Here is a 25,151-nt window from a genome sequence, read left to right on the forward strand (position 1 = left end):
CCGCGGCCCGGAACCGGTTCCGGCTGGTGCCCCCGTACAGGGTGGATCACGACTGTACGGGGGCACACCGTGTGAGTACGGAGGTGTGCGAGAGAATGACGGCATGGAGATGCCGAGGAGTGAACGGTCGCAGGACAGCCCCCCGCACGTCCTGATCGTGGGACAGGACGGGACGGCGGTCGGCGACGCCGATGACGAGTCGCGCGAGGTCCCGGTGACGGAAATGGTCGAACAGCCCGCCAAGGTCATGCGGATCGGCAGCATGATCAAGCAACTCCTGGAAGAGGTACGTGCCGCGCCTCTCGACGAGGCGAGCCGGGTCCGGCTCAAGGACATCCACGCCGCCTCGGTCAAGGAGCTGGAGGACGGCCTGGCCCCGGAGCTCGTGGAGGAACTGGAGCGCCTGTCGCTCCCGTTCACCGAGGAGGCCATTCCTTCCGAGGCCGAACTTCGGATCGCCCAAGCCCAGTTGGTGGGCTGGCTGGAGGGCCTCTTCCACGGCATCCAGACGGCCCTGTTCGCACAGCAGATGGCGGCGCGGGCCCAGTTGGAGCAGATGCGCCGCGCCCTCCCGCCGGGCGGACCGCACGACGACGACGAGGACGGCGGCCACGGCGCGATCCGCTCGGGCCCCTACCTCTAGCCTCCGGCGGACAGCAGAAGAAGCGGGTCCGGCCCACGCCCCACGGGCGCGTCCCGGCCCCGCTTCACCCGTCTTCAGCCCCCACTTTCAGCCCGCTTTTCCCCCCGCCGGCACCCTCCTCAGCCCCGCCAGGGGGTACCTCCCAGCGGTAGCTGGGGGAGTTTGAGGCGCACCATCCCAGCCCCGCCGGCGTTTGAGGCGATCTTTCAGCCCCGCCAGGGGTCCCTCCCAGCGGTAGCTGGGGGAGTTTGAGACGCGGGGGTCCGGGGGCAGTGCCCCCGCCAGGGACATGGCCGCCGCATACTCAAGGGCATGAGCTACGACGCGATCGTGCTGGCCGGCGGCGCCGCGCAGCGACTCGGCGGGGCCGACAAGCCCGCGCTGAGCGTCGGCGGCCGCGCACTCCTCGACCGCGTCCTCGACGCCTGCCCGGACGCCCGGACCACCGTCGTCGTCGGCGGTCGCCGCGCCACGGCGCGCCCGGTCCACTGGACCCGTGAGGACCCGCCCGGCGGCGGCCCCGTGGCCGCGCTGGACGCCGGTCTGCGCCGGACCACCGCCGAGCTGGTCCTCGTCCTCTCCGCCGACCTGCCCTTCCTCGACCGGGAGACCGTACGGGCCCTGTTGGACGCCCCCGGTGTCGACGGGGCGATGTTGCGGGACCCCGACGGCCGGGACCAGCCGCTGGTCGCCGCCTACCGGGCCGAACCGCTGCGCCGCGAGATCGCCCTGCTCGCCGCCGAGCACGGCACGCTCACCGGGCTCCCGCTGCGTGCGCTCACCGCCGCACTGGACCTCGCCCGCGTCACGTCCCGGCCGCTCGCCTCCTTCGACTGCGACACCTGGGACGATCTCGCCGCCGCCCGCGCCCGGATCAGGGAGCATGGAAGCGTGCTGGAGCAATGGATCACCGCCGTCAAGAGTGAGCTGGGCATCGACCTCCCCGTCGACACCAAGACCCTGCTCGACCTCGCCCGGGACGCCGCCCACGGCGTCGCCCGACCCGCCGCCCCGCTGACCACCTTCCTGGTCGGCTACGCGGCCGCGCATGCCGCCGCCACCGGCGCCGACCCCGCCCGGGCCGTCGCCGAGGCCTCCCGCAAGGCGGCCGACCTGGCGCTGCGGTGGGCCGACGAGGCGGCGGCCGACACCGCCGATCGGAACGGCTCCGGATGACCCCCACGAACTCCGCGGAGCAGGCCCTCGACGAGGCCCTCGCACTGGTCAGCCGCACCCCCGAGGGCGGCGGCACGGGCGGTGCGGGAGGCGGCACGGGCGGCCACCGCGCGTCCGGCTGGCAGCGGGCCCGGGACACCGCCGCGCACGCCGGGAGCAGGGTGCGGGCCCGTACCCACCGCGTGGCCCTCGCGGACGCCCTCGGCGAAGTCCTGGCCACCCCCCTGGACGCACTGACCGACCTGCCGTCGTTCGACACCTCCGCCATGGACGGCTGGGCCGTCGCGGGCCCCGGCCCCTGGAGCGTGCGCGCCGGCGGCGGCGTCCTGGCCGGCTCCGAACGGCCGGAGCCCCTCACCGACGGCGAGGCCGTACGGATCGCCACCGGCGCCCGGATCCCCGTCGACGCCACCGCCGTCATCCGCACCGAGCACTGCCGCGAGGCCGGCACCCAGCTCTTCGCCGACCGACCCGTCCTCACCGGCCAGGACATCCGCCCGCGGGGCCAGGAGTGCCGCTCCGGCGACCTGCTGCTGCCCGCCGGCTCCCTGGTCACCCCGGCCGTGTTGGGGCTCGCCGCAGCCGCCGGGTACGACGAGCTGACCACCCGGCCCCGCCCCCGCGTGGAGATCCTGGTGCTCGGCGACGAGCTGCTCACCGAGGGCCGCCCGCACGAGGGGCTGGTCCGCGACGCCCTCAGCCCCATGCTCGGGCCCTGGATGGACCGCCTCGGCGCCGAGGTCATCGGTACGCGGCGGCTCGGCGACGACCCGGCGGGGGCCGCGGCGCTCCTGGAGGCCGTCACCACGAGCACCGCCGATGTCCTCGTCACCACGGGCGGCACCGCCTCCGGCCCCGTCGACCACGTCCGTCCCGTACTGCGGAAGGCAGGCGCCGAACTGCTGGTCGACGGGGTGGCGGTGCGCCCCGGGCACCCCATGCTGCTGGCCCGCATCGGGTCGGGGACCCCCAACGAGAACGCCGAGAACGCCGAGAACACGGTGCGCCATATCGTCGGGCTGCCCGGCAACCCGCTTGCCGCCGTCTCCGGGCTGCTGACCCTCGCCGAACCCCTGCTGCGCGCCCTCGCCGGCCGCCTCAGGCGGCCCCGCTACACGGCGCCGGTGCAGGGCGACGTACCGGGCCACCCGTACGACACCCGGCTGGTCCCGGTCCTGCTGAGCGACGAGCACGCGGTGCCGCTGCGCTACCACGGACCTGCGATGCTGCGCGGTGTGGCCGCCGCCGACGCGCTGGCCGTCGTACCGCCCAAGGGCGCGCGGTCCGGGCAGGAACTGGAGATTCTCGATCTGCCCTGGGCTTCTGGAGGATGTTTCACGTGAAACTCCACGGCCAGGACTCCATGGCCCGCGGCGCCGACGAGAAACTCGTCTCCCGGCCCATCAAGTTGCCCAAGCGCATCGTCGAGAACCCGCTGAGGCAGGTCACCAAGCGCCTGCTGATGGCGTTGTTCGTACTCTTCCTGACGGTCTTCATCGTGTGGCTGGACCGTGGTGGCTACCACGACAACGCCAACGAGCAGGTCGATCTCCTCGACTGCTTCTACTACGCCACGGTGACGCTGTCGACGACGGGCTACGGCGACATCGTGCCGTACAGCGACAGCGCACGACTGATCAACATCCTGCTGATCACCCCGCTGCGCGTGCTGTTCCTGATCATCCTGGTCGGTACCACCCTGGAAGTCCTGACGGAACGGACGAGGGAAGAGTGGCGACTGAAGAGCTGGAGGAAGAACTTGCGCGAGCACACGGTCGTCATCGGCTTCGGCACGAAGGGCCGCTCGGCCCTTCTGACGCTGCTGGCCACCGGCCTCTCCAAGGAGCAGGTCGTCATCGTCGACCCCAGCGCCAAGGTGATCGACACGGCCAACGCGGAGGGCTTCACGGGCGTGGTCGGCGACGCCACCCGCTCCGACGTCCTGCTCCGCGCCGAGCTGCAGAAGGCCCGTCAGATCGTCATCGCCACCCAACGGGACGACACGGCGGTCCTGGTCACCCTGACCGCCCGACAGCTCAACCGCGGGGCGAAGATCGTCGCGGCGGTGCGCGAGGAGGAGAACGCCCCACTGCTGCGCCAATCCGGTGCGGACGCGGTCATCACGAGCGCGAGCGCGGCCGGCCGGCTGCTGGGCCTCTCGGTGCTCAGCCCGAGCGCGGGCACCGTGATGGAGGACCTGATCCAGCAGGGCAGCGGCCTCGACCTCATCGAACGCCCCGCCCGCAAGTCCGAGGCCGGCAAGTCGGTACGGGACACCGAGGACCTGGTCGTGAGCGTGGTGCGCGGCCACCGGCTGCTCCCGTACGACGATCCGCACGCGAGCCCGATCCAGCTGACGGACCGTCTCATCACCATCGTGCGGGCGACGCCGCCGGCCTCGCCGCAGGTGAAGTTCGGACCTGCCGATTAGCCGCGCCGTGGCGTAGCCTCCGGGCCATGCATGCGATCACCATCGAGCAGCCCGGCGGCCCCGAGGCCCTTGTCTGGGCCGACGTACCCGATCCGGTGCCGGGCGAGGGCGAGGTCCTCGTCGAGGTCGCGGCGAGCGCCGTGAACCGCGCCGACGTACTCCAGCGACAGGGGTTCTACGATCCGCCGCCCGGCGCCCCGCGCCATCCGGGGCTGGAGTGCTCCGGGCGGATCGCCGCGATGGGGCCGGGGGTGTCCGGCTGGTCCGTGGGCGACGAGGTGTGCGCCCTGCTGGCGGGCGGCGGGTACGCGGAGCGGGTGGCCGTGCCGGCGGGGCAGCTGCTGCCGGTCCCGGCGGGCGTGGACCTGGTGACGGCGGCCGCGCTGCCCGAGGTCGTCACGACCGTGTGGTCCAACGTGTTCATGGTGGCGGGGCTCCGTCCCGGCGAGACCCTGCTGGTGCACGGCGGGTCCAGCGGGATCGGAACCATGGCGATCCAGCTGGCGAAGGCGGTGGGCGCGACGGTCGCCGTGACGGCGGGCGGCCCGGAGAAGCTGGCGCGCTGCAAGGAGCTGGGTGCGGACATCCTGATCGACTACCGCGAGCAGGACTTCGTGGCCGAGCTGCGCGAGGCGACGGGCGGGGCCGGGGCGGACGTGATCCTGGACATCATGGGCGCGAAGTACCTCGCCCGGAACGTGGACGCCCTGGCCGTGAACGGGCGGCTCGCGGTGATCGGGCTCCAGGGCGGGGTGAAGGCCGAGCTGAACCTCGGCGCCCTGCTGGCCAAGCGGGCGGCGATCACCGCCACCTCGCTGCGCGCCCGCCCGCTGGAGGAGAAGGCGGCCATCGTCGCCGCCGTACGCGAGCACGTGTGGCCGCTGGTGGCCGCGGGGCGGGTCCGCCCGGTGGTCCACGCGGCGTTCCCGATGCGGGACGCCGCCGAGGCCCACCGCGTGCTGGAGTCCAGCGCCCACGTGGGCAAGCTGCTGCTCACGGTGTGAGGTCCGGGGCGGAGCCCCGGACCCCGCGCCTCAAACTCCCGATTTTCAGCCCGTCCGGCGCTTGAGGACCGGGTCCGGGCAGAGCCCGGCTGGGGGTCCCCCCGGACGGAGTCTGGGGGATGGCGAAAGGGTGGGGCGGGGACAGCTCCGCGCAGCGGCACCGCCCCGCCCCGCCCGCGCTGAGCTACAGGCTGCGCAGCAGGACCGCCGGGGATTCCACGCAGTCGGCGACGTAGCGGAGGAACCCGCCCGCCGTGCCGCCGTCGCAGACCCGGTGGTCGAAGGTCAGCGACAGCTGGACGACCTTGCGGACCGCCAACTGCCCCTCGTGGACCCACGGCTTGTCGATGATCCGGCCCACGCCCAGCATCGCCGCTTCGGGGTGGTTGATGATCGGCGTGGAGCCGTCGACCCCGAACACCCCGTAGTTGTTCAGGGTGAAGGTGCCGCCGGTCAGATCGGCCGGGGCCAGTTTCCCGGCCCGGGCGAGCTCGGTCAGCCGGGCGAACTCCGCCGACAGGGACTCCGGGTTGCGGTGCTGCGCGTCCCGGACCACCGGGACCACCAGGCCCCGCTCGGTCTGCGCGGCGAAGCCCAGGTGCACCGACGGGAGCCGGACGATCTCCTTGGCCGCGAGGTCCACGGTGGAGTTGAGCTCCGGGTACCGGGCCAGGGCGGCCGTGCAGATCCGGGCCAGCAGCGCGAGCACCGAGATCTTGGGCCCGCCCACGGCGTTCATCGCGGCCCGGGCGGCCATCAGCTCGGTGGCGTCCGCGTCGACCCAGCACGTGGCGTCCGGGATCTCCCGGCGGCTGCGCGAGAGCTTCTCGGCGACCGCCCCGCGCACTCCCTTGAGCGGGATCCGCTCGCCCCGTGCCGCCACCGCAGGTGCCGCCGCGGCGACCGGGGCCGGTTCGGGCGCCCGCAGCGCGGCCAGCGCCGCCTCGACGTCGGCCCGCAGGATCAAGCCCTCGGGCCCCGACCCCGTCAGCGCGCGCAGGTCGACCCCGCCGTCCTTGGCCAGCTTGCGCACCAGCGGCGAGATCACGGGCACCGGGCCGGCGACAGCCGCCGGAGCAACCGGAACCACCGGAGCGACCGGAGAGACCGGAGCGACCGGAGCGACCGGAGCCGCGACGACCGGCGCCGACACCGCGGCGGTGACGGGTCGCACCCGTCGCCGACGCGCCGGGCGCGAGTGGTCCTCGCCGTAACCGATCAGGGGCCGGGGCACGTTGCCGGCGGCCTCGGCCTCGGCCGCCTGCGCGGCCGGGGCCTGCGGGAGCGACGCCGCCCCCACCGCCACGGTGATCAGCGGTGCTCCGACGGGCAGTTCCGTGCCCTCCTCCCCGAAACGGGCGGTGACCACACCGCCGTAGGGGCACGGAACCTCCACCATCGCCTTGGCCGTCTCGACCTCGACCACCGGCTGGTCGATGGCGACGACATCGCCCACCGCGACCAGCCAGCGGACGATCTCGGCCTCGGTCAGGCCCTCCCCGAGATCGGGAAGCTTGAATTCCATTACCTGCGGCATCAGTTCTCCCACTGCAGGCGGGCCACGGTGTCCAGGATCCGGTCCACACCCGGCAGGTGGTGCTTCTCCAGCATCGGCGGCGGGTAGGGGATGTCGAAGCCCGTCACCCGCAGCACCGGTGCCTCCAGGTGGTGGAAGCACCGCTCGGTGACCCGGGCGGCGATCTCCGCGCCCGGTCCGCCGAAGCCGCCGGCCTCGTGGACCACCACCGCGCGCCCGGTGCGGCGTACGGACTCCACGACCGTGTCCTCGTCGAAGGGGACCAGCGAGCGCAGGTCCACGACCTCCAGGTCCCAGCCCTCCTCGCGCGCCGCCTCGGCCGCCTCCAGGCACACCGGCAGCGAGGGCCCGTAGGTGATCAGGGTCGCGCTCGTGCCGGTCCGCCGGACCAGTGCCTTCCCGATGCCCGGCACGGCCGCCGGCGCCTCGGGCCGCCAGTCGGCCTTCGACCAGTAGAGCCGCTTCGGCTCCAGGAAGACCACCGGGTCGTCGCTCGCGATCGACGCGCGCAGCAGCCCGTACGCGTCCTCGACCGTGGCCGGGGTCACGACGTGCAGGCCGGGCGTGGCCACGTAGTACGCCTCGGAGGAGTCGCAGTGGTGCTCCACGCCGCCGATCCCGCCGCCGTACGGCACGCGGATGGTGATCGGCAGCGGCATCGCGCCGCGGGTGCGGTTGCGCATCTTCGCCACGTGCGAGATCAGCTGCTCGAACGCCGGGTAGGCGAAGGCGTCGAACTGCATCTCCACCACCGGGCGCAGCCCGTACATGGCCATGCCGACCGCCGCGCCCAGGATTCCCGCCTCCGCGAGCGGGGTGTCCGTGCAGCGCTCCTCGCCGAACTCCTTCGCGAGCCCGTCCGTGATCCGGAAGACCCCGCCGAGCGTCCCGACGTCCTCGCCCATCACGTGGACCGTCGGGTCCTCGGCCATCGCGTCGCGCATCGCCCGGGTCAGGGCCTGCGCCATCGTCGCGGGCTTGGCCCCCGACTTCGCGGACTTCGCCGCCACCGTCGTCACGCCTGGTCCTCTGCTTCCAGCTCTGCGCGCAGCATGGCCGCCTGCTCCCGCAGCCGGTCCGTCTGCTCCGCGTACACGTGCGCGAACAGGTCCATCGGGTCCACCACCGGGTCCGCGTTCATCCCCTCGCGGAGCGCCGCGGCCATCGCCTCGGCGTCGTCGCGCACCGCCTGGATCGCCGCTTCGTCGATGATCCCGCGGGCGGTCAGCTCGCGCTCCAGCAGATCGACCGGGTCGTGCGCCTTCCAGGCCTCGACCTCGGCGTCACCGCGGTAGCGGGTCGCGTCGTCGGCGTTGGTGTGGGCCTCCATCCGGTACGTGACGGCCTCGATCAGGGTCGGACCACCACCGGCCCGGGCCCGCCGGACCGCCTCGGACAGCACCTCGTGCATGGCGGCGACGTCGTTGCCGTCGACCAGCCGGCCGGGCATCCCGTAGCCCACTGCCTTGTGGGCCAGCGTCGGGGCGGCGGTCTGCTTGGCGAGCGGGACGGATATCGCGAAGCCGTTGTTCTGCACGAGGAAGACCACCGGGGCCTGCCAGACGGCGGCGAAGTTCAGCGCCTCGTGGAAGTCGCCCTCGCTGGTGCCGCCGTCGCCGACCATGGCGAGGGCGACGACGTCGTCGCCGCGCAGCCGGGCCGCGTGCGCCAGGCCCACCGCGTGCGGCAGCTGGGTGGCGAGGGGGGTCGAGAGGGGGGCTATGCGGTGCTCGCGCGGGTCGTACCCGGTGTGCCAGTCGCCGCGCAGCAGGGTCAGGGCCTGTACGGGGTCCAGTCCGCGCGCCACGGCCGCCAGGGTGTCCCGGTAGCTCGGGAACAGCCAGTCCTGCTCCTCCAGGACCAGTGCGGCCGCGATCTCGCAGGCCTCCTGGCCGACGGTGGAGGGGTAGACGGCGAGCCGGCCCTGCTTGGTGAGCGCCGTGGCCTGGGCGTTGTAGCGCCGGCCGCGCACCAGCTCGGCGTAACAGCGGCGCATCAGCTCCGGGTCGAGCCGGTCCGCCGCCTCGGTGCCCAGCACCCGGTAGGGCTCGGGGTCCGGAAGCAGCGGCGCGGCGTCCGTGCGGGGGCTCCAGGCGGGCGGCTGGGTGGAACGGTGGGACGCACCGGCACCGGGCAGCTCTTGGACCGTCATGGCGGCGTACACCTCCTCGTGGGAAGCGGGCAGGGGGTGCCCCGGGTGTGAGGCCCCTCACCTACCGATTGTTCGGTTGTCTGCGCAATTTGGCTACAGGCGGCTCCAGGCTGTGGACAAACGGGCGCCGGGGCCCTGGGATGGATGCAGGACGTCCAGGAGAGGGAGGCATCGGGCAATGCCGGATGAACAAATGGCCGGAACGGGTCCGGCACCTGCTGCGCCGGGAGGCGCCCCGGGAGCCACTTCGGGCCCGCCCGTCGCACCCCGCCCCCTGGATCCGATCGACCGGTCGATCATGCGGCTGCTCCAGGCGGACGGCCGCGCGTCGATACGGTCGGTGGCGGAGCAGGTGCACGTCTCGCGGGCGAACGCCTACGCCCGGATCAACCGGCTCATCGACGACGGGGTGATCCGCGGGTTCACGGCCCGCGTCAACCACGAACGCGCGGGTCAGGGCGCGTCCGCCTACATCACCTTGAAGATCGTCCAGAACTCCTGGCGCACGGTCCGCGAGCAGCTGCGCGAGCTCCCGGGCGCCGCGCACATCGCGCTGGTCAGCGGCGATTTCGACGTCCTGCTGCTGGTGCACACCCCGGACAACCGGACCCTGCGCGAGCTGGTCCTGACCCGGCTCCAGGCCATCCCCGAGGTCCTCTCGACGCGCACCCTGCTGGTGTTCGAGGAAACGGATCTCCTGGACACCGGCCCGGGCCCGGCGGCCGGACCGACGATCTCAGAGGAGTAGGCCCCGACCGGCGGCCGGGAAGCCCTGCCCGCGCCTTGCCCGCGCCCCGGCCGGCCGGGGCGCGGCTCAGGCGGTCGGCGGGTGCGGGGTGGTGCGGAGGCCGTCGAAGGCGAGGTGGACCACGGCGTCGGCGAGTTGGGCGTGACCGGCACCGGGGTGCGGGCGGTACCACTCGACCAGGGAGTTGACCATGCCGAAGAGGAGCCGGGTGGCGAGGCGTATGTCCACGTCGGCCCGCAGGTCGCCCTCCGCCGCGGCGGCCCCCAGCAGGTCAGCGACCTGGTGGTCGAACTCGCGGCGGCGTTCCAGCGCCCAGCGCTCGGTGCGGGTGTTGCCGCGGACGCGCAGCAGCAGCGTCACGTACGGCAGCTCGCCGACCAGCACCTCGACCGTGCGGCGCGTGACGTACTCGACGCGCTCGACCGCCCGACCGCGTACGGCGCCCGGCTCCTCCAGGATCCCGAAGAGCCCGTCGAGGGCGCGGCTCACGGCCCGCCGCAGCAGCTCTTCCTTGCCCGCGACGTGGTGGTAGATCGAGGACTTCGAGATGCCCGCGGCCTTGGAGAGGTGCTCCATCGAGGTGCCGTCGTAGCCGCGCTCGTTGAAGACCTGGACGGCGACCGACAGCAGTGTCTCGGGGGTGTAGGTGTCCCGCTTGGCCGTCGTCACTCGTTCTCCCCCGTGTCGTCCTGGTCGCCCTCGTCGTCGCCGGCCCCGTCGCCGTCCCCGTCCTCGTAGCCCAGTTTGAACAGGGCGAGGGAGGGGGCGTAGCGGCCGCCGGGGACGCGTTCGTCGAGGTGATGCAGCAGGTCGTAGGCCCAGTCGCGGCCGATCCGGTCGTGCCATTCGGCCGGACCCAGCGGGTAGTTGACGCCCAGTCGCATCGCCGTGTCGATGTCCTCGGCGGAAGCGACCCCCCGGGCGACCGCGTCGGCCGTCAGGTCGATCAGCATCGCGACGGTCCGCGCGACGATCATGCCGGGGACGTCGCCGATCACGGAGACCTGCTTGCCCAGCTTCTGGAAGAGGCCGATCGCCTCGGCGAGGGTCCGCTCGCTGGTGTCCGCGCTCGCGGAGAGCGCGATCCGGGTGGCGCCCCGGTAGTCGAGGGCGAGGTCGAAGTAGACGACGTCCGCGAACTCCACCGAGGTCTTGCCGTCCGCGAGGACCAGCTGGCCCTCGCCGGGGAGCTGGATGTACGGGCCGCCCTGGCCGGTGGCCGCGACCGCGACCCCGGCCTCCTCCAGCAGGTCCACCAGGTCGGCGGCGGGGCCGAGGTCACCGACGACGGTGACCTTCGCCGGGGCCTCCTCGGGCGCGGCGGTGTGCGGGAGCGCGGGCTCGGCGTCCGGGCCGTACGGGTACCAGCCGTGTCCGGACTTGCGGCCGAGGCGGCCCGACTGGACGAGGCGGCGCTGGGCGAGGGAGGGGGTGAACTTCGGGCTGCGGAAGAAGGACTCCCACACCGAGCGGGTCACGGCTTCGTTGACGTCCTGGCCGATCAGGTCGGTCAGCTGGAAGGGGCCCATCTTGAAGCCGCCGCTCTCGCGGAGCACTGCGTCGATGGTGGCCGGGTCGGCGCCGCGCTCCTCGTACACCGCGAAGGCCTCGGCGTAGAAGGGGCGGGCGATCCGGTTGACGATGAAGCCGGGGGTGTCGGCGCAGCGGACCGGCGTCTTCCCCCAGCCGAGGACGGTGCGGTACGCGCGCTCAGCGGCGGCCGGGTCGGTGGCGAAACCGCTGACCACCTCGACGAGCGGGAGCAGCGGGGCCGGGTTGAAGAAGTGCAGGCCGAGGAAGCGGCCGGGGTGCGCGAGCCCTGCGCCGAGCTCGGTGACCGAGAGGGAGGAGGTGTTGGTGGCCAGCAGCGCGTCCGGTGCGACCACCTCTTCGAGGGCGGCGAACAGCGTCTGCTTCACGGTGACGTTCTCGACCACCGCCTCGATGACGAGGGCGGCCCCGGCGAGGTCCGCGAGGTCGCCGGCCGATGCGATCCGGCCGATCGCTTCCTCGGCCTCGGCGCGGTCGAGGCGGCCCTTGGCGGCCATCCGGTCGACCCGGTCCTGGACGAAACCGACGCCGTCGGCGGCGAGCGCGGCGTTGATGTCGTAGATCAGCACGCGGTGACCTGCGAGAAGGGCGACCTGGGCGATGCCCTGTCCCATGGTGCCGGCGCCGACGACCGCCACAGTGCGGGACCGCTCGATTGCTGTCATGCCCTGATCCTCCCGCACACACTTGTCCACAGGTCCGCCGGGCCCTCTTGTCCCGACCGATCGTTCGGTTACTCTAACTCCAGTCTGCTCTCCTTCGCCCGGCTCAACGAGGAGTTGGTCCCTGATGGCCGCCGAGCTCACCGTCCCCCAGCTGTCCGCCAAGCACCGGCCCACCCTGGACCAGGCCCTGTCGGCGATCCGCAGCCGCGCCTACTGGTCCCCGCATCCCGAACACCCCAAGGCGTACGGCGAGACCGCGCCCGCCGACGGGCTCGCCGCCTTCGAGGCCCTGCGCGGCACGCGGCTGGACCTGGGCCAGCCCGGCACCGACGGCTGGACGGGCGCCGAGGTGTCCCCGTTCGGCCCGGAGCTGGGCGTCGAGTACCCCCACGTGGACCCGGACGTGCTGCTGCCCGCGATGAAGGCCGGCATGGGTGCCTGGCGCGACGCGGGACCCGAGGCGCGCGCCCTGGTCTGCATCGAGATCCTGTCCCGCATCTCCGCCCGGACCCACGAGTTCGCGCACGCGGTCATGCACACCAGCGGCCAGGCCTTCATGATGGCGTTCCAGGCCGGCGGCCCGCACGCGCAGGACCGTGGCCTGGAGGCCGTGGCCTACGCGTACGAGGAGCAGACCCGGGTCCCGGGCCAGGCCGACTGGTCGAAGCCGCAGGGCAAGAAGGACCCGCTGGAGCTCGGCAAGACCTTCACCGCCGTCCCGCGCGGCATCGCCCTCATGATCGGCTGCAACACCTTCCCGACCTGGAACGGCTACCCCGGCCTGTTCGCCTCCCTCGCCACCGGCAACGCGGTGCTGGTCAAGCCGCACCCGCGGGCCGTGCTGCCGCTCGCGCTGACCGTCCAGGTCGCGCGGGAGGTCCTGGCCGAGGCGGGCTTCGACCCGAACCTGGTGGCGCTCGCGGTCGAGCGCCCGGGCGAGGGCATCGCCAAGACCCTCGCGGTCCGCCCCGAGATCAAGCTGATCGACTACACCGGGTCCACGGAGTTCGGCGACTGGCTGGAGACCCACGCCCGCCAGGCGCAGGTCTACACGGAGAAGGCCGGCGTCAACACCGTCGTCCTGGACTCCACCGACAACTACAAGGGCATGCTGTCGAACCTGGCGTTCTCGCTCTCCCTGTACAGCGGCCAGATGTGCACCACCCCGCAGAACCTGCTGATCCCGCGCGACGGCATCGCGACGGACGCCGGCCACAAGGGCTACGACGAGGTCGTCGCCGACCTCGCCGCCTCGGTCGGCGGCCTGCTGGGTGACGACGCCCGGGCCAACGCGCTGCTCGGCGCGCTGGTCAACCCGGACGTCAAGACGCGGCTGGAGGCCGCGGCCGCCCTGGGCGAGGTCGCGCTGGCCTCCCGGGAGGTAGTGAACCCCGAGTTCCCGGACGCGGTGGTCCGCACCCCCGTCATGGTCAAGCTGGACGCCGCACGTAAATATTGGGATGTGGCGGACCCGGAGGCGCCGTACCTCTCCGAGTGCTTCGGCCCGGTCTCCTTCGCGGTGGCCGTGGACACCACCGCCGACGCCCTCGACCTGCTGCGCCGCACGGTGCGGGAGAAGGGCGCCATGACGGTGGGCGCGTACACCACGTCCCCCGACACCGAGCGGGCCATCGAGGAGGTCTGCCTGGAGGAGTCCGCGCAGCTCTCCCTGAACCTGACCGGTGGGGTGTTCGTCAACCAGACCGCCGCGTTCTCGGACTTCCACGGCTCCGGCGGCAACCCGGCGGCCAACGCGGCCCTGTGCGACGGCGCCTTCGTCGCGAACCGCTTCCGGGTGGTGGAGGTCCGCCGCCAGGCGTAACCCCCGCTCAGGCCCTGGGCGCCTCCTCCCCGAAGGTCCGGGCGCAGGCGCCCGTCCGGACCGTCCTGCGCAGGGGCCTAGGAGTCCTCGCCGCCCTGTTCGTGGGCCGGGGGGCCGCCCCAGTGGAAGAGGGTCATGGCCACGCTGGTGGCGAGGTTGTAGCTGGAGACCTGGGGGCGCATCGGCAGGGAGACGAGGTGGTCCGCCCGGGCGCGCAGCTCCGGTGAGATCCCGTGCCGCTCCGAGCCGAAGGCGAGCAGGGCATCGTCCGGGAGGGTGAGGGCGCGGATGTCCGCGCCCTCCGGGTCGAGCGCGTAGAGCGGCCCGGGCGGCAGCTCGTCCAGTGCGAGGCGCTCGACGGTGGTGGCGTAGTGCAGCCCGGCCCCCGCCCGGACCACGTTCGGGTGCCAGGGGTCCAGGTCGCCGCGGGTGACGACACCGGTGGCGCCGAAGCCGGCGGCGAGCCGGACGACGGCTCCGACGTTGCCCAGGTTGCGGGGGTTGTCGAGGACGACGACCGGCGCCGGCCGTGGCATCCGCCCCAGCCCCGCGAGGCCGGCGGCCCGGTCGGGCCGTACCGCGAGGGCCGCGACCCCCGTGGGGTGCACGCGCGGCAGCACCTCCTTGAGCGCGGCCCGCCGCACCAGCCGCACCACGGCGGCCTCGACGTCCGGAGCCAGCTCACGGGCCAGCGCCCGTACGGCGCCGGGGTCCTCGGCGATGACCATCCGCACATCGGCCCCGAACCGCAGGGCGTGCTTCAGCGCGTGAAACCCGTCGAGCAGCACGAGGTCCCCGGCCTGCTCGGCCTCCCGCCATTCCCGCACCGTGTCGTCCATACCCCGACCCTAAGGTCCGCGCGAGCCTGCTCCGCGATGCTCCAGGGCAAATCCAGCCCCGCCAGGGGGTACCTCCCAGCGGTAGCCGGGGGAGTTTGAGGCGCGGGGTCCGGGGCGGAGCCCCGGGAGGCCGGGCCGCAGGGCACCGTCAGCGCTGCTCCGGCACCGGCACGGACACCGGCACCGCCACCGGCTCGGCGGGATCCGCCACCGGCTCCACCGCCCGCGCCCGCCGGCCCCGCGCAGCGGCCCGCGCCCCCAGCCACACCAGGAACCCGGTCGGCAGGAACACCGCGTCCGCGGCGATCATCGCCAACGAGAAGAACGGCAGCCCCAGCAGCACCGCGATCCCCACGTGCTCCAGCATCATCAACGCCAGCAGCACGTTCTTGATCCGCCGGTTGAACAGCGTGAACGGGAACGCGACCTGCACCACCACCGTCCCGTACGTCAGCAGCATCACCAGCGTCCCGCTCCCGGCCACCAGCGCCGACAGCGCCGGCCACGGGGTGAAGTAGTCCAGCCCCAGCGGGTAGTACAGGGCCGTCCCGTCCTGCCACCGGGACCCCTGGATCTTGTACCAGCCCGCCGTCGCGTAGATCAGGCAGACCTCCGCCATGATCACCAGCATGCCCGCGTTGTGCAGCAGGTTGGCCAGGACGTCCAGGAACGCCCGCGCCTCGCCCTCCGGCTCGTGGCGGTCGACCAGCCACCACAGCCCGCAGACCACCCACACCGCCGCGAACGCCGCCAGCCAGCCGTAGCCGAACCGGCCGGTGCCCCCTCCGAAGACGAACACCGCGCCCAGCACGCCCCACAGCACCGGCCCGGCCGCCCCGGCCGTGGCCGAGCCGTGCGTACGGGCCCTGCGCGCGTCCAGCGACCAGACCTGCGCGCACCGGGTCAGCACCAAGTAGATCGCCATCAGGTGGATGACGTTGTCCCCGCCGTCGCCCATGAACACGCTGCGGTTCTGCAACGACAGCACGCCGACCATGAAGACCACGGACGTCGCCCGCGTCCGCCAGCCCAGCATCAGCCCCGCACTCGCCAGCACGGACACCGCGTAGACGAGCTCGAACCACAGCGTCGAGTCCGACCACATCAGCACCGTGAAGGCGTGGTTGGAATCGATCAGCCGCTCCGCGAGGTGCCAGCTCCACGGCCCGTCCGGCCCGTACAGCTCGGCGCGGTTCGGGAACTCGCGCAGCAGGAAGAAGAGCCAGGTCGCGGCGAAACCGATGCGGACCACGGCGCTCTGGTACGGGCCCAGCGCCTGCCCGGTGATCTGCGCGACCGCCCGGCCCGCCGCCCCGCGGGCGCGCCTCACACCGTCCACCACGGCAGCTCCCGGTAGTAGGTCTGGGTGTCGGTGGTCTCGGTGCTCCACTTCGGCGCGGGCAGCGCCGTGGTCGCCGAGCGCAGCTGGATCCGCAGGACGGTCCCGTCCCGCGGTTGCGGGGGGAACCTGTTCAGCGCGATCCGCCGGAGGTACTCCTCGGACAGCTGCCCGCGCTCGCCGTTCGGCCTGTTGTCCTCGTCGTGGGAGCCGGTGAAGAAGTCCCAGGCGCGGCGGAGCTCGTTCTGCCGGGTGTGGCTCGGCAGCAGGCTGTGCCGGATGGCCTCGCCGTCCTCGGCACTCAGGTCGTGCCAGGGGGTGGTGACCACCTCGCCGCCGGCGTCCCTGACCTCCGCGCGCGCCTCCACCGCGATGTTCTGCTGAAGCGGGTTGGGGGCGAACAGCTTCCAGTTCTGTTCGAACTCGGGGTAGACCCAGGCGTCGATCGTCTTCGCGTGCTGCTTGCTGAGGGTGTTGCTCGGGGCCACGTGCAGGAAGACGAGCGCGAGGTGCACGCAGGCGGCGACCGCGATCACCCCCAGGGCCAGGGCGGCCAGGACCCGGTACGGGGCGGACAGACCGGCGATTCCGGGCGCCCGCGGGGGTGGCGGAGCGGCCCCTTCGGCGGGCTCGTGCTCGTTCGAATCCATCCCCACCCGATCGTCCGGCATCCACAGGGTTGACCTCAGAGGTTGACACCCTACGGGCCGCCGTCTCACCATTGAAGCGAATGAACCGAACGATCGGTCGGTCGGGCGGACAGCGGACTCTGGCAGGGGGCCGGAATGGTGGCAGTGACCCCGGAGACGGGGCCGGACACGGCCCTCGGGACAGACGGGACGGACGGGACAGGCATGACTGCTGACCTGGGCGCACAGCTCGCGGCGGCATTCGACGCGGCCGTGGCGGCCGACGAGCGCGTGGAGCCGCGCGACTGGATGCCGGACGAGTACCGCGCCTCCCTGGTGCGCCAGATGGCCCAGCACGCCCATTCCGAGATCATCGGGATGCAGCCCGAGGCCAACTGGATCACCCGCGCGCCCTCGCTGCGCCGCAAGGCGATCCTGATGGCCAAGGTCCAGGACGAGGCCGGCCACGGGCTGTACCTCTACAGCGCGGCCGAGACCCTCGGCACCAGCCGCGACGAGCTGCTCGACAAGCTCCACTCGGGCAAGCAGAAGTACTCCTCGATCTTCAACTACCCCACCCTGACCTGGGCGGACGTCGGCGCCATCGGCTGGCTCGTGGACGGCGCGGCGATCACCAACCAGGTGCCGATCTGCCGCTGCTCCTACGGGCCCTACGCCCGCGCGATGGTCCGGATCTGCAAGGAAGAGTCCTTCCACCAGCGCCAGGGGTACGAGCTGCTCCTCGCCCTCTCCCGCGGCACCGAGGAACAGCACGCGATGGCCCAGGACGCGGTGGACCGGTGGTGGTGGCCGTCGCTGATGATGTTCGGCCCGCCGGACGACGAGTCGGCGCACTCGGCCCAGTCGATGGCCTGGCGCATCAAGCGGCACTCGAACGACGAGCTGCGCCAGCGGTTCGTGGACATCGCCGTCCCGCAGGCCGAGTCCCTCGGTCTGACCCTGCCCGACCCGGACCTGAAGTGGAACGAGGAGCGCGGCCACCACGACTTCGGCGCCATCGACTGGGCCGAGTTCTGGAACGTGCTCAAGGGCAACGGCCCCTGCAACGAGCAGCGGATCGGCCAGCGGCGCAAGGCCCACGAGGAAGGCGCCTGGGTGCGCGACGCGGCCGCCGCGTACGCGCGCAAGCAGACGGCACAGCAGGTGGCACAGCAAGCGGCGAAGCACGCCGGACAGAACGAGGAGGCATGGGTATGACGCAGAACTGGCCCCTGTGGGAGGTCTTCGTGCGCTCGCGCCGCGGCCTCTCGCACACGCACGCGGGCAGCCTGCACGCCCCCGACGCGGAGATGGCCCTGCGCAATGCCCGCGATCTCTACACCCGGCGCGGCGAGGGCATCTCGATCTGGGTGGTGCCCTCCACCGAGATCACCGCCTCCTCGCCGGACGAGCGGGACCCCTTCTTCGCGCCGTCCGCCGACAAGCCGTACCGGCATCCCACCTTCTACGACATCCCGGAGGGGGTGAGCCACCTGTGACCAGCACCGACACCACGCGCCTCACCGGCGCCGGCGCCGCGGCGGCACTCGCGCTCGGCGACGACGCGCTGATCCTCTCCCACCGCCTCGGCGAATGGGCCGGACACGCCCCCGTCCTGGAGGAGGAGGTCGCCCTCGCCAACATCGCCCTCGACCTGCTCGGCCAGGCCCGGATCCTGCTGTCCATGGTCGGCGACGAGGACGAGCTGGCGTACCTGCGCGAGGAGCGGTCCTTCCGCAACCTCCAGCTGGTCGAGCAGCCGAACGGCGACTTCGCCCACACCATCGCCCGCCAGCTCTACTTCTCCTTCTACCAGCACGAGGTCTACGGGGAGCTCGCCCGCGGGGACGGCCCGTTCGCGCCGCTGGCGGCCAAGGCCGTCAAGGAGACCGCGTACCACCGCGACCACGCCGAGCAGTGGACCCTGCGGCTCGGGGACGGCACCGAGGAGAGCCGCAGCCGGATGCGGGCGGCCCTCGACGCGCTGTGGAAGTACACCGGCGAGATGTTCCAGCCGGTGGAGGGCCTCGACGGCCTGGACCTGACCGCCCTGGAGGAGCGCTGGCTGGCCGCGCTGACCGGCGTACTGGACCAGGCCGGCCTCGACCTGCCCCAGGGGCCGCGCACCGGCGCCTGGGCGGCCGGGGCCGGACGCCAGGGCCTGCACACCGAGTCCTTCGGCCGGATGCTCGCGGAGATGCAGCACCTGCACCGCAGCCACCCGGGGGCCTCATGGTGACCACCGACGCCGGAACGACCCGCCTGGAGGCGGAACTGGCCGCGCTGGCCGGCTCCGTCCCGGACCCGGAGCTGCCCGTGCTCACCCTCGGTGAGCTCGGTGTGGTGCGCGGGGTGCGGATGCACGAGGACGGCCACGCCGAGGTCACCCTGACCCCGACCTACACCGGCTGCCCGGCCATCGAAGCGATGTCCGCCGACATCGAGCGGGCCCTGACCGGCCACGGCATCCCCGAGGTGCGGGTGATCACCGTGCTGGCCCCCGCCTGGTCGACCGACGACATCAGCGCCGAGGGCCGCCGCAAGCTCGCCGAATTCGGCATCGCCCCGCCCCGGCCGCACTCGGCCGGCGGACCGGTCCCGCTGACCCTGTCGGTCCGCTGCCCGAACTGCGGATCGACCGACACCGAGCTGCTCAGCCGCTTCTCCTCCACCGCGTGCAAGGCGCTGCGTCGCTGCACCGCCTGCCGCGAACCGTTCGACCACTTCAAGGAGCTCTAGATGGCCGCCCCCCGCCACGGCGCGTTCCACCCGCTGACGGTGGCGGCTGTCGACCGGCTCACCGACGACTCGGTGGCACTGACCCTGCGGGTTCCCGAGGAGCTGCGCGAGGACTACCGGCACGCCCCGGGCCAGCACCTGACGCTGCGCCGCGCCGCCCCCGAGGGCGGCGCCGAGGTCCGCCGCACCTACTCGATCTGCTCCCCGGCACCGTCCGCGGACGGCCCCGGCCCGGAGCGGCTGCGGGTCGGGGTGCGGCTGGTGGAGGGCGGCGAGTTCTCCACCTTCGCCCACAAGGAGATCGCCGCCGGGGACGTGCTGGAGGTCATGGTCCCGGCCGGGCGCTTCGTGCTGGAGCCCGCCGCCGCCCCGGCCTCGGGGCACTACGCGGCGATCGTCGGCGGCAGCGGCATCACGCCCGTGCTGTCGATCGCGGCGAGCCTGCTGGCCGCCCGGCCCGATGCCCGTTTCTGCCTCGTGCGCAGCGACCGTACGGCGGCCTCGACGATGTTCCTGGAGGAGGTCGCCGACCTCAAGGACCGGTATCCGTCGCGGTTCCAGCTGGTGACGGTCCTCTCCCGGGAGGAGCAGGAGTCCGGGCTGCCCTCCGGTCGACTGGACGAGGAGCGGCTGGCGGCCCTGCTGCCCGCGCTGCTGCCGGTGACGGAGGTGACCGGCTGGTTCTTGTGCGGCCCGTACGGCCTGGTGCAGGGCGCGGAGCGGGCCCTGGGCACGCTCGGCGTCGCACGCACCCGGGTGCACGAGGAGATCTTCCACGTCGAGGACACCACCCCGACGGCCCGCCCCGCGGGTTCCCCGGCCCCGGCGCACGGGCGGGTCACCGCCCGGCTCGACGGCCGCTCGGGCACCTGGCCGGTCCAGGACGGCGAGTCCCTGCTGGACGCGGTGCTCCGCAACCGCGCGGACGCCCCGTACGCCTGCAAGGGCGGCGTCTGCGGCACCTGCCGGGCCTTCGTGGTCTCGGGCGAGGTCCGGATGGAGCGCAACTTCGCGCTGGAGGCCGAGGAGACGGAGGCCGGATTCGTCCTGGCCTGCCAGTCGCACCCGGTCACGGAGGAAGTGGAGATCGACTTCGACCGCTGAGCGGGACGACGTCCCTCGGGTCCGGCCCCTGTCCCACGACAGGGGCCTGTCCATTTTCAAGAACCTGTTCTATCTTGACGCACCGTCAGATGTGACACCGTCAGATGCGACACCGCCAGACGCGACACCGTCAGACCCGACCGTGCGGGAGGACAGGCAGTGGACTTCACCTTCACCGAGGAGCAGCAGGCCGCCGTCGAGGCGGCCCGTGCCGTCTTCGCGGACGTCGCGCCCGACGGCGTGCCCAGCCCCGCACTGACCCCGGGGGCCGTCGCCGACGACTTCGACCGCCCGCTGTGGGCCAAGCTCGCCGCATCGGACCTGTTGGGCCTGGTCCTCGCCGAAGAGCACGGGGGAGCGGGCCTGGACGCCGTCGCCCTGTGCCTGGTGCTGCGCGAAGCCGCCAAGGTGCTGGCACGGGTCCCGCTGCTGGAACACTGCGCCACCGCCATGGCCGTGCAGGCCCACGGCAGTCCCGAACTGGCCGCCGCGCTGCTGCCCGCCGCGGGGCGCGGCACGCTCGTGCTCACCGCCGCCGCCCACGGGCGCTCCGGCCACGACCCGGCCGAACTCGCCGTCATCGCCCGCCGCGAGGGCGAGACGTGGATCCTGGAGGGCACGCAGACCGCGGTCCCCTGGGCGCACGGCGCCGACTGGATCGCCGTACCCGCGCACACCGGCGGGGGCGAGGCCGTCCTCGCGCTCGTTCCACGGGGGGCCGAAGGGCTGGCCCTCGCCGAGCAGGTCTCCACCAGTGGGGAGCGGCTCGCCGAACTCGCCCTCGACGGCGTGCGGGTGGCCGGGACGCACCTCATCGAAACCCCGGGAGCCTGGGAACGGCTGCGCCAGCTCCTCGCCACCGGGACCTGCGCGCTGGCGCTCGGACTCGGCGAGAACGTCCTCACCATGACCAGCGGGTACACCGCCAAGCGCGAACAGTTCGGCTTTCCGGTGGCCACCTTCCAGGCCGTCGCCGTCCAGGCGGCCGACCGGTACATCGACCTGCGCGCCATGGAGGCCACCCTGTGGCAGGCCGCCTGGCGGCTCGACGCCGCGACCGGCGGCGCCGGGGGGCCGCTGCCCGTCTCAGGTGATGTCGCGGTCGCCAAGATCTGGGCCTCGGAGGGCGTACGCCGGGTCGTACAGACCGCCCAGCACCTGCACGGCGGCTTCGGCGCCGACACCGACTACCCGCTGCACCGCTACCACGCCTGGGCCAAACAGCTGGAGCTCCAGCTCGGCCCGGCGGCCGCGCACGAGGAGGCCCTGGGCGACCTGCTGGCCGCCCACCCCCTCGCCTGAGCGGACACCTAGAGCACGAAGGCCGGGTTCCCGTTGTCCGTCACCATCGGGCGCCCGGCACCGTCCCAGGCCTGCATCCCGCCGTCGACGTTCACCGCGTCGATCTCCTGGCGCACCAGGTACTGGGTGACCTGCGCGGAACGCCCGCCGACCCGGCACATCACGTACACCCGGCGGCCGTCCTCGACGGCTTCGGTCAGCTCACCGAAGCGGGCCACGAAATCGCTCATCGGGATGTGCAGGGCACCCTCGACGTGGCCGGCCGCCCATTCGTCGTCCTCACGGACGTCGAGGACAAAGCCTTCGGAGGGCACCGCGGTGGCGTCCACCGAGGGGAGCGGTCCGAAGTTCATAGCTGTCGCCTTCTCTCTTCACGAATCTGCTGCCAACCTATCCGACCACCCGGTACGGGCGGACCGGGCTCACTCGGCGGCGAGCTCCGCCGCCAGCTCCGCCTCGCGCTCGGAGACCTGCGCGAGCAACTGCTCCGCGATCTCTTCCAGCAGCCGGTCGGGGTCCTCGGGCGCCATCCGCAGCATCGACCCGATCGCGCTCTCCTCCAGCTCCTTGGCGACGAGCGACAGCAGCTCCTTGCGGCGCGCCAGCCACTCCAGCCGGGCGTACAGCTCGTCGCTCTCGCCCGGTACCGCCGCCTCGGGCACCGGTCCGGCCGCCCACTCCTCGGCCAGCTCGCGCAGCAGCCCCTCGTCACCGCGCCCGTAGGCCGCGTTGACCCGCGCGATGAACGCGTCGCGCCGCTCCCGTTCGCCTTCCTCCTGGGCGAGGTCGGGGTGGGCCTGACGGACCAGCTCGCGGTAGAGGCGGCGCACCTCCTCCGAGGGCCGCACCCGCTCCGGCGGCCGCACGGGCCGGTCGGTCAGCATCGCGGAGGCGTCGTCGGAGATCCCGTCCGAGCCCAGCCAGTCGTGGAACAGCTCGTCCACCCCGGGCATCGGCATGACCAGCGAGCGCGCTTCCTGCGCCCGTCGCACGTCCTCGGGATCGCCGCTGCGAGACGCCTTCGCCTCGGCGATCAGGGCGTCCAGCTCGTCGAGCCGCGTGTACATGGGGCCGAGCTTCTGGTGGTGCAGGCGGGAGAAGTTCTCCACCTCCACCCGGAAGGTCTCCACCGCGATCTCGAACTCGATCAGCGCCTGCTCGGCGGCCCGCACGGCCCGCTCCAGGCGCGCCTCCGGGCGCTCCTCACCGGTGACGGAGGAGTCACCGGAATCACCGGGGACTGTCTGCTCAGGCTGCTCGGTCTGCTCGCTCACCCGGCCAGCCTACGGCCCGTCCGCGCGGGCGGTGTTTCACGTGAAACACCGCCCGCGGCGACAGGGCCCTCAGACCCCGGTCTCCGCCGCGATCCGGCCGGCCCGCACCGCCGTCACCAGGTCGGCGTGATCGGCCTCGGTACGGTCGGCGTAGGCCACGGCGAAGGTCGCCATCGCCTCGTCCAGCTCGTCGTTCTTCCCGCAGTACCCGGCCAGCAGCCGCGGGTCGACGCTGTGCGCGTGCGCCCGGGCCAGCAGGGCGCCGGTCATCCGCCCGTAGTCGTCGATCTGCGGGGCGGCCAGCGCCGCCGGATCCACGCTGCCCTTGCGGTTGCGGAACTGTCGCACCTGGAAGGGGCGGCCCTCCACCGTGGTCCAGCCCAGCATGATGTCGGAGACCACCTGCATCCGCTTCTGCCCGGCCACCACCCGGTGGCCCTCGTGCTCCTCCGGCGCCGAGACGAAGCCGAGCCCGGGCAGGTGCGGCAGCAGCACCGAGGGCCGCGCCTCCTTGACCTGGAGCACCAGCGGCTCGCCCCGGTGGTCCAACAACAGGACCACGTACGAGCGGGTGCCGACGCTGCCGGTGCCCACCACGCGGAAGGCCACGTCCTGGATCGCGTACCGGGCCAGCAGCGGCAGCCGGTCGCCCTGGAGCGTCTGTAGGTAGGGGCCGAGCGAGGCCGCCACGGCCGCCGCCTCCGCGTCCCCGACCCGGCGCAGCACGGGCAGCGCGTCGACGAAGCGGCGGCCGCCGTCCGCCCCTATCTCCGTGGACTTGGCGGCGAACCGCGCGGAGGTGTTGTTGCGCGCCTTCTCCGAGACCCGCTCCAGCGTGCCCAGCAGATCACGGGCGTCGGCGTGCGAGACCAGTTCCTCGTCGGCGATGGCGTTCCACGCGTCGAGCGCGGGCAGCTTGGACAGGAGCCGCATGGTGCGCCGGTAGGCGCCGACCGCGTCGAGCGCGGCCGCCCGGCAGGTGTCCTCGTCGGCGCCGGCCACCCGGCCCGCCAGCACCAGCGAGGCCGCCAGCCGCTTCACGTCCCATTCCCACGGGCCGAACACGGTCTCGTCGAAGTCGTTGAGGTCGATGACGAGCCGCCCGCGGGCATCCCCGTACAGACCGAAGTTCGCCGCGTGCGCGTCGCCGCAGATCTGCGCGCCGACCCCGGTCACCGGACCGCCGGACAGGTCGTGGGCCATCAGCCCGGCGGCCCCGCGCAGGAACGCGAAGGGGTTCGCGGCCATCCGGCCGACCCGTATCGGAGTCAGCTCGGCGACCCGCCCGGCGTTGGACTCCTTCACCGCGCGCACGGCGTCGGGCCGCCCGGCCGGCGCCACGAAGGCGGCGTGCGCCGACCTCGGCAGGCGGGCGCGCAGGGCCTTGCCCTCCTCCTTCGGCGAGCCGGCCGCCACCCTCGGCGCGAAGCCCGCCACGTCCGGAATCCGCTGCCCCGTCATCGCCGCCATCGACGCCGCCCCCACCCGTTCACTTCATTGATCGCTTCTCGAACGGGCTGACCGTATCTACAGCCCGGCGTCCCTGGCCAGCAGTGCCGCCTGCACCCGGTTCTCGCAGTCCAGCTTCGCCAGGATCCGGCTCACGTACGTCTTCACGGTCGCCTCGCTCATGTGCAGCCGCCGGCCCGCCTCCGCGTTGGACAGCCCCTCGCCGAGCAGCGCGAGCACACCGCGCTCGCGGTCGCTGAGCTCCGCCACCTGACGCCGGGCCACCTCACCGCGCACGGCGGCCTTCCCGGACGCCAACTGGTCCACCACGTGCCGGGTCGCCCCCGGCGAGAGGTAGGCGTCCCCGGCCGCGGCCGCCCGGACCGCCCCGATCAGCTCGCCCGGCGCCGAGTCCTTCAGCAGGAATCCCGCGCCGCCCTCGCCCAGCGCCCGCAGCACGTTCTCCTTCTCGCCGAAGGTGGTCAGGATCAGCGCCCGCACCTGCGGCACGGCCCGCCGTAGCTCCCCCAACGCCGTCAGCCCGTCCATCACCGGCATCTGGATGTCCAGCAGCATCACGTCAGGCGCGTGCGAACGGGCCAGGTCCACCGCCTCCCTACCGTTGGCCGCCTCCGCGACGACTTCGATGTCCGGCGCCGAGGTCAGGATCATCCTGATCCCGGCCCGGATCAGTGGCTCGTCGTCGGCGATCACCACTCTGATCACTTCGGCTGTCACCCCGCGCTC

At 73.1% G+C, this 25,151-nt stretch carries 25 protein-coding genes; 13 read left to right on the top strand and 12 right to left on the bottom strand.

What is annotated here, in order from left to right; all coding sequences use genetic code 11:
- Positions 1 to 103 precede the first annotated feature (103 nt).
- The 5 genes from OG594_RS01405 (at position 104) to OG594_RS01425 (ending at position 5,254) form a co-directional block, all read left to right on the top strand.
- Complete coding sequence (locus OG594_RS01405) at positions 104 to 643, top strand: bacterial proteasome activator family protein (protein ID WP_030014634.1); 540 nt, start codon at positions 104 to 106, stop codon at positions 641 to 643.
- 312 nt (positions 644 to 955) lie between these two features.
- Positions 956 to 1,819 (top strand): NTP transferase domain-containing protein, encoded by an 864-nt coding sequence (locus OG594_RS01410; protein ID WP_266594686.1) that lies wholly within the window; start codon positions 956 to 958, stop codon positions 1,817 to 1,819.
- Positions 1,816 to 3,162 carry a molybdopterin molybdotransferase MoeA gene (locus tag OG594_RS01415; RefSeq protein ID WP_266594687.1) on the top strand — a complete coding sequence of 449 codons (1,347 nt, stop codon included), beginning with the start codon at positions 1,816 to 1,818 and terminating at the stop codon, positions 3,160 to 3,162. The genes OG594_RS01410 and OG594_RS01415 overlap by 4 nt, the downstream gene beginning before the upstream one ends.
- Positions 3,150 to 4,250: a TrkA family potassium uptake protein gene (locus tag OG594_RS01420; RefSeq protein WP_266594688.1), complete on the top strand. Its 1,101-nt coding sequence runs from the start codon at positions 3,150 to 3,152 to the stop codon at positions 4,248 to 4,250. Before OG594_RS01415 ends, OG594_RS01420 begins: the two co-directional genes overlap by 13 nt.
- 26 nt (positions 4,251 to 4,276) lie before the next feature.
- Entirely contained in the window at positions 4,277 to 5,254 is a 978-nt protein-coding gene (locus OG594_RS01425; RefSeq protein ID WP_266594689.1) for an NAD(P)H-quinone oxidoreductase, read from the top strand.
- A gap of 184 nt (positions 5,255 to 5,438) precedes the next feature.
- On the opposite strand, the gene OG594_RS01430 is transcribed toward OG594_RS01425, so the two are convergent.
- From OG594_RS01430 to pdhA, 3 genes are read right to left on the bottom strand one after another with little or no spacing between them, the layout of a single operon-like run.
- Positions 5,439 to 6,791 (bottom strand): dihydrolipoamide acetyltransferase family protein, encoded by a 1,353-nt coding sequence (locus OG594_RS01430; protein ID WP_266594690.1) that lies wholly within the window; start codon positions 6,789 to 6,791, stop codon positions 5,439 to 5,441.
- Positions 6,791 to 7,759, bottom strand: a complete 969-nt coding sequence (locus tag OG594_RS01435; protein ID WP_189738634.1) for an alpha-ketoacid dehydrogenase subunit beta — start codon at positions 7,757 to 7,759, stop codon at positions 6,791 to 6,793. The genes OG594_RS01430 and OG594_RS01435 overlap by 1 nt, the downstream gene beginning before the upstream one ends.
- Positions 7,760 to 7,806: 47 nt before the next feature.
- Positions 7,807 to 8,943, bottom strand: coding sequence for a pyruvate dehydrogenase (acetyl-transferring) E1 component subunit alpha (gene pdhA / locus OG594_RS01440; protein WP_266594691.1), 1,137 nt, complete (start codon positions 8,941 to 8,943; stop codon positions 7,807 to 7,809).
- 193 nt (positions 8,944 to 9,136) lie between these two features.
- On the opposite strand from pdhA, the gene OG594_RS01445 reads away from it, so the two are divergent.
- Positions 9,137 to 9,691: an Lrp/AsnC family transcriptional regulator gene (locus OG594_RS01445; protein WP_266602509.1), complete on the top strand. Its 555-nt coding sequence runs from the start codon at positions 9,137 to 9,139 to the stop codon at positions 9,689 to 9,691.
- Positions 9,692 to 9,757: 66 nt separating this feature from the next.
- Here OG594_RS01445 and OG594_RS01450 read toward each other — a convergent pair whose 3' ends face one another.
- A complete protein-coding gene (locus OG594_RS01450) occupies positions 9,758 to 10,360 on the bottom strand; it encodes a TetR/AcrR family transcriptional regulator (protein ID WP_266594692.1) in 603 nt (200 codons plus the stop codon).
- Positions 10,357 to 11,907: a 3-hydroxyacyl-CoA dehydrogenase gene (locus OG594_RS01455; RefSeq protein ID WP_266594693.1), complete on the bottom strand. Its 1,551-nt coding sequence runs from the start codon at positions 11,905 to 11,907 to the stop codon at positions 10,357 to 10,359. The genes OG594_RS01450 and OG594_RS01455 overlap by 4 nt, the downstream gene beginning before the upstream one ends.
- A gap of 124 nt (positions 11,908 to 12,031) precedes the next feature.
- Between OG594_RS01455 and paaN the strand changes: the two genes are divergently transcribed.
- The gene (paaN, locus tag OG594_RS01460) at positions 12,032 to 13,729 is read left to right on the top strand and encodes a phenylacetic acid degradation protein PaaN (protein WP_266594694.1); all 1,698 of its coding nucleotides are present in this window, start codon (positions 12,032 to 12,034) and stop codon (positions 13,727 to 13,729) included.
- A gap of 77 nt (positions 13,730 to 13,806) precedes the next feature.
- On the opposite strand, the gene OG594_RS01465 is transcribed toward paaN, so the two are convergent.
- From OG594_RS01465 to OG594_RS01475, 3 genes are all read right to left on the bottom strand, one after another.
- On the bottom strand, positions 13,807 to 14,568 hold the full coding sequence (locus OG594_RS01465; protein WP_266594695.1) for an RNA methyltransferase: 762 nt from the start codon (positions 14,566 to 14,568) through the stop codon (positions 13,807 to 13,809).
- Positions 14,569 to 14,716: 148 nt separating this feature from the next.
- A complete protein-coding gene (locus OG594_RS01470) occupies positions 14,717 to 15,898 on the bottom strand; it encodes an HTTM domain-containing protein (RefSeq protein WP_266602511.1) in 1,182 nt (393 codons plus the stop codon).
- Entirely contained in the window at positions 15,895 to 16,557 is a 663-nt protein-coding gene (locus OG594_RS01475) for a DUF5819 family protein (protein ID WP_266594696.1), read from the bottom strand. Before OG594_RS01475 ends, OG594_RS01470 begins: the two co-directional genes overlap by 4 nt.
- Positions 16,558 to 16,761: 204 nt before the next feature.
- Between OG594_RS01475 and paaA the strand changes: the two genes are divergently transcribed.
- The 6 genes from paaA (at position 16,762) to OG594_RS01505 (ending at position 21,681) form a co-directional block, all read left to right on the top strand.
- Positions 16,762 to 17,754, top strand: a complete 993-nt coding sequence (gene paaA / locus OG594_RS01480) for a 1,2-phenylacetyl-CoA epoxidase subunit PaaA (RefSeq protein ID WP_266594697.1) — start codon at positions 16,762 to 16,764, stop codon at positions 17,752 to 17,754.
- Positions 17,745 to 18,035: a 1,2-phenylacetyl-CoA epoxidase subunit PaaB gene (paaB, locus tag OG594_RS01485; protein WP_266594698.1), complete on the top strand. Its 291-nt coding sequence runs from the start codon at positions 17,745 to 17,747 to the stop codon at positions 18,033 to 18,035. The genes paaA and paaB overlap by 10 nt, the downstream gene beginning before the upstream one ends.
- Positions 18,032 to 18,775 carry a 1,2-phenylacetyl-CoA epoxidase subunit PaaC gene (gene paaC / locus OG594_RS01490; RefSeq protein WP_266594699.1) on the top strand — a complete coding sequence of 248 codons (744 nt, stop codon included), beginning with the start codon at positions 18,032 to 18,034 and terminating at the stop codon, positions 18,773 to 18,775. Before paaB ends, paaC begins: the two co-directional genes overlap by 4 nt.
- A complete protein-coding gene (paaD, locus tag OG594_RS01495) occupies positions 18,769 to 19,275 on the top strand; it encodes a 1,2-phenylacetyl-CoA epoxidase subunit PaaD (RefSeq protein WP_266594700.1) in 507 nt (168 codons plus the stop codon). The genes paaC and paaD overlap by 7 nt, the downstream gene beginning before the upstream one ends.
- On the top strand, positions 19,276 to 20,379 hold the full coding sequence (locus OG594_RS01500) for a 2Fe-2S iron-sulfur cluster-binding protein (protein ID WP_266594701.1): 1,104 nt from the start codon (positions 19,276 to 19,278) through the stop codon (positions 20,377 to 20,379).
- Positions 20,380 to 20,538: 159 nt separating this feature from the next.
- Positions 20,539 to 21,681 carry an acyl-CoA dehydrogenase family protein gene (locus OG594_RS01505; RefSeq protein ID WP_266594702.1) on the top strand — a complete coding sequence of 381 codons (1,143 nt, stop codon included), beginning with the start codon at positions 20,539 to 20,541 and terminating at the stop codon, positions 21,679 to 21,681.
- A gap of 8 nt (positions 21,682 to 21,689) precedes the next feature.
- Here OG594_RS01505 and OG594_RS01510 read toward each other — a convergent pair whose 3' ends face one another.
- The 4 genes from OG594_RS01510 to OG594_RS01525 all read right to left on the bottom strand — a co-directional run bounded on the left by OG594_RS01510 (position 21,690) and on the right by OG594_RS01525 (position 25,142).
- On the bottom strand, positions 21,690 to 22,034 hold the full coding sequence (locus tag OG594_RS01510; RefSeq protein ID WP_109779232.1) for a rhodanese-like domain-containing protein: 345 nt from the start codon (positions 22,032 to 22,034) through the stop codon (positions 21,690 to 21,692).
- 69 nt (positions 22,035 to 22,103) lie between these two features.
- The gene (locus OG594_RS01515) at positions 22,104 to 22,865 is read right to left on the bottom strand and encodes a hypothetical protein (RefSeq protein WP_266602513.1); all 762 of its coding nucleotides are present in this window, start codon (positions 22,863 to 22,865) and stop codon (positions 22,104 to 22,106) included.
- 159 nt (positions 22,866 to 23,024) lie between these two features.
- A complete protein-coding gene (locus tag OG594_RS01520; RefSeq protein WP_266594703.1) occupies positions 23,025 to 24,425 on the bottom strand; it encodes a DUF2252 domain-containing protein in 1,401 nt (466 codons plus the stop codon).
- Between the two features lie 57 nt (positions 24,426 to 24,482).
- Positions 24,483 to 25,142, bottom strand: a complete 660-nt coding sequence (locus OG594_RS01525; RefSeq protein ID WP_323185149.1) for a response regulator transcription factor — start codon at positions 25,140 to 25,142, stop codon at positions 24,483 to 24,485.
- Positions 25,143 to 25,151 lie beyond the last annotated feature (9 nt).

The organism is Streptomyces sp. NBC_01214, assembly GCF_026340975.1.
In the GTDB taxonomy this organism is placed as follows: Bacteria; Actinomycetota; Actinomycetes; order Streptomycetales; family Streptomycetaceae; genus Streptomyces.

Coding starts and splice junctions, on each gene's coding strand:
- paaB (WP_266594698.1), top strand. CDS start 17,745: ATGGGTATGACGCAGAACTGGCCCCTGTGGGAGGTCTTCGTGCGCTCG.
- pdhA (WP_266594691.1), bottom strand. CDS start 8,943: ATGACGGTCCAAGAGCTGCCCGGTGCCGGTGCGTCCCACCGTTCCACC.
- paaN (WP_266594694.1), top strand. CDS start 12,032: ATGGCCGCCGAGCTCACCGTCCCCCAGCTGTCCGCCAAGCACCGGCCC.
- OG594_RS01475 (WP_266594696.1), bottom strand. CDS start 16,557: ATGGATTCGAACGAGCACGAGCCCGCCGAAGGGGCCGCTCCGCCACCC.
- OG594_RS01510 (WP_109779232.1), bottom strand. CDS start 22,034: ATGAACTTCGGACCGCTCCCCTCGGTGGACGCCACCGCGGTGCCCTCC.
- OG594_RS01445 (WP_266602509.1), top strand. CDS start 9,137: ATGGCCGGAACGGGTCCGGCACCTGCTGCGCCGGGAGGCGCCCCGGGA.
- OG594_RS01425 (WP_266594689.1), top strand. CDS start 4,277: ATGCATGCGATCACCATCGAGCAGCCCGGCGGCCCCGAGGCCCTTGTC.
- OG594_RS01410 (WP_266594686.1), top strand. CDS start 956: ATGAGCTACGACGCGATCGTGCTGGCCGGCGGCGCCGCGCAGCGACTC.
- OG594_RS01430 (WP_266594690.1), bottom strand. CDS start 6,791: ATGCCGCAGGTAATGGAATTCAAGCTTCCCGATCTCGGGGAGGGCCTG.
- OG594_RS01415 (WP_266594687.1), top strand. CDS start 1,816: ATGACCCCCACGAACTCCGCGGAGCAGGCCCTCGACGAGGCCCTCGCA.
- OG594_RS01405 (WP_030014634.1), top strand. CDS start 104: ATGGAGATGCCGAGGAGTGAACGGTCGCAGGACAGCCCCCCGCACGTC.
- OG594_RS01455 (WP_266594693.1), bottom strand. CDS start 11,907: ATGACAGCAATCGAGCGGTCCCGCACTGTGGCGGTCGTCGGCGCCGGC.
- OG594_RS01435 (WP_189738634.1), bottom strand. CDS start 7,759: ATGGCGCAGGCCCTGACCCGGGCGATGCGCGACGCGATGGCCGAGGAC.
- OG594_RS01500 (WP_266594701.1), top strand. CDS start 19,276: ATGGCCGCCCCCCGCCACGGCGCGTTCCACCCGCTGACGGTGGCGGCT.
- OG594_RS01465 (WP_266594695.1), bottom strand. CDS start 14,568: ATGGACGACACGGTGCGGGAATGGCGGGAGGCCGAGCAGGCCGGGGAC.
- OG594_RS01420 (WP_266594688.1), top strand. CDS start 3,150: ATGTTTCACGTGAAACTCCACGGCCAGGACTCCATGGCCCGCGGCGCC.
- paaD (WP_266594700.1), top strand. CDS start 18,769: ATGGTGACCACCGACGCCGGAACGACCCGCCTGGAGGCGGAACTGGCC.
- OG594_RS01520 (WP_266594703.1), bottom strand. CDS start 24,425: ATGGCGGCGATGACGGGGCAGCGGATTCCGGACGTGGCGGGCTTCGCG.
- paaA (WP_266594697.1), top strand. CDS start 16,762: ATGACTGCTGACCTGGGCGCACAGCTCGCGGCGGCATTCGACGCGGCC.